Source organism: Brotaphodocola sp., assembly GCF_050873065.1.
Lineage (GTDB): Bacteria > Bacillota > Clostridia > Lachnospirales > Lachnospiraceae > Brotaphodocola.
This window is the reverse complement of sequence record NZ_JBNMIC010000121.1, coordinates 1-1,734: the sequence shown is the minus strand read 5'-3', so window position 1 is coordinate 1,734 and position 1,734 is coordinate 1. Positions and strand designations below refer to the sequence as shown.

The following is a 1,734-nucleotide window of genomic DNA, read 5'->3' as shown; positions in this document are numbered from 1 at the left end:
GGCGAACATTCGGAGTCCCACTGTCTAAGCTTGAGCGGACAGAAATCATGAAAAGAGCACGGCAGATATTTTTCGCAAATCCTTGATTTTGGATAACTAGTGTCTGTTTTAGGAACCTGTCGCTGAGAGACGATTCCAGCACCGGAGCCCGAATCGCAGAATTTCTACTATCCTAATTACCCGGAGCGAAGCCCTCCATCGCGCGGAACTGGCGCGGTGTGAGGGCATATTTTTTCTTGAAGGAGCGGTTGAAATACGACAGATTCTCAAATCCCGTCTCCTCCGCAATCGCAAGAACCGTAGAGTCAGAGGTCGTCAGAAGTCTGGCAGCCATCGTCAGGCGGTAATCCTTCAGATAATCCGTAAATGTTGTGCCCATTGTCTCCTTAAAGTAGCGCATAAAATGCGATTCCGAGAATTGCACTTCGGAAGCAATCTGGGCGATCGTAATCTTATCCATGTAGTGGTTCTCAATGTATTTCAGAATAATCTTCATCTTATCGAGCGTTTTGCGGTTACTGTTTTTGGTGCGATTCGCATCGTGACAGCGGCTGCTTAACATATAGAAGAAGAGGTAGAGCTGGCTTTTGATATAAAGCTCAAACCCTCTTGGTTTTGTTTTGGAGATCTCGTCACATGCATCAATCCCGGCAATAATCTCATCGTAATAAGGATCCTGCGGCGTGTACAGCGTCGGTACATTGAGCGTTCCGTGCAGAAGCGGCAGTAAAAAATCCGTTGCGGTCACATCATTCTGGCGTGGGAGCAGCATGTTCGGGTGAAAAATAATATTCTCATACTCCATGCTTTCTCCCGGCTCCTGATAGATCGAGTGAAGCTGTCCGGGCAAGATAAGTACCATACTTGGACCACTCACCGGATACTCCGTGAAATCCACCGTGAGATTGCCGCGCCCCTTCTTGATATAGACAAGTTCCACCTCGTCGTGCCAGTGCAGAGGAACCATTGGAAAATCAAGCGGAATCGAGCAGAGGTACGTGTTGTACGGAAAGATGATATCTGCGTGTGTTACATTTTCATGATAATTTTCATACTTTAATATATTCATACTGCAAGCATAGCAGATATATCCCCTCAAGTAAAGAAAAATGATAGAATAGTAACACTTTTGTGGTGAATATGACAAGATTATGTGATGTGCAGCGCGTATACTAGGATCATACAAACAAACGTATTGTGTTGGAGGAGAACAACAATGACATTATCAAAGGCTGTATCAAGAAAGTACAACAAGACAATTGAAAAATGCAGTAACGAAGAAATTTATATCGCTTTGCTTGAAATGACCAAGCAGATGGCAGAAGACAAAGTAAGTAACGAAGGAAAGAAAAAGTTATATTACATTTCCGCAGAGTTTCTGATCGGAAAGCTTCTTTCCAACAACCTGATCAACCTCGGTATCTACGAGCAGGTGAGAAGCGAGCTTGAGGCATCCGGCAAGAGCCTTGCTGAGATCGAGGAAATCGAGCTTGAGCCTTCACTTGGAAACGGCGGACTTGGACGTCTGGCAGCATGTTTCGTTGATTCGATCGCTACACTCGGATTAAACGGTGACGGCGTAGGTCTGAACTACCATTACGGATTATTCAAGCAGGTATTTGATCATAACTTACAGAAAGAGACTCCAAACCCATGGATCACAGATGAGAGCTGGCTGACCAAGACAGACATCACATATCCGGTACAGTTTGGCGGATTTACCGTACAGTCCCG

At 45.2% G+C, this 1,734-nt stretch carries 2 protein-coding genes; one reads left to right on the top strand and one right to left on the bottom strand.

Annotated features, from left to right (window positions below; translation table 11 throughout):
* Positions 1 to 172: 172 nt before the first annotated feature.
* Positions 173 to 1,069 (bottom strand): AraC family transcriptional regulator, encoded by an 897-nt coding sequence (locus ACR0QE_RS13400; protein WP_432628833.1) that lies wholly within the window; start codon positions 1,067 to 1,069, stop codon positions 173 to 175.
* Between the two features lie 147 nt (positions 1,070 to 1,216).
* Here ACR0QE_RS13400 and ACR0QE_RS13395 point away from each other — a divergent pair.
* Positions 1,217 to 1,734, top strand: a 518-nt coding sequence (locus ACR0QE_RS13395; protein ID WP_432628832.1) for a glycogen/starch/alpha-glucan phosphorylase, incomplete at its 3' end; no start/stop codon positions are given.

Bases quoted from the DNA above. Each gene is read 5' to 3' on its own strand.
- ACR0QE_RS13400 (WP_432628833.1), bottom strand. From the start codon at position 1,069: ATGAATATATTAAAGTATGAAAATTATCATGAAAATGTAACACACGCA.